Origin of the sequence: Salinarimonas ramus (assembly GCF_014645695.1) — a bacterium.
Lineage (GTDB): Bacteria > Pseudomonadota > Alphaproteobacteria > Rhizobiales > Beijerinckiaceae > Salinarimonas > Salinarimonas ramus.
In genome coordinates, this window is sequence record NZ_BMMF01000051.1 from 1 (window position 1) to 547 (window position 547).

General features: G+C 70.6%; 1 pseudogene. It reads left to right on the top strand.

Annotated features, from left to right (window positions below):
- Positions 1 to 547: pseudogene (locus tag IEX89_RS24185) on the top strand (hypothetical protein); the annotation flags it as partial.

A 547-nucleotide genomic window follows, 5' to 3' on the forward strand; every position in this document is an offset into this window, starting at 1 on the left:
ACGGCACCGGCGCCGCGACGCTCACGCTCACCGCCGACGACGGCGCGTTGACGAACGTCGCGCTCGGCAGCGTCTCCGTCGACATCACCGCCGTCGACGACCCGCCGTCCGCCACGGGCGTTCCAGCCTCCGTCACCGTGACGGAGGACGTGGCGAGCAACTTCGACCTCTCCGCGATCTCGTTCGCCGACCCCGATTCGGCCTCGGTGGACTTCGTCCTCACCGCGGGAGCCGGCACCTTCGCCGCCACGAGCGGGGGGAACGTGACGGTGACGGGCTCCGGCTCCGGCACGCTAACCCTCGCGGGCACGGCCGCCGATATCGACACCTTCCTGAACACGCCCGCCAACATCCAGTACACCACCGCGCCGAACGCCAACGGCACGCCGGCGACGACGGTCAACCTCAGCGCCAACGATGGCAGCGGTCCCGTCAACCTGGGCACCGTGAACGTCAACGTCACCCCGGTGAACGACCCGCCGACGGCGACGGGCGTGCCGACGAGCGTGTCCTTCACCGAGGACACGCAGGGCAACCTCGACCTCTC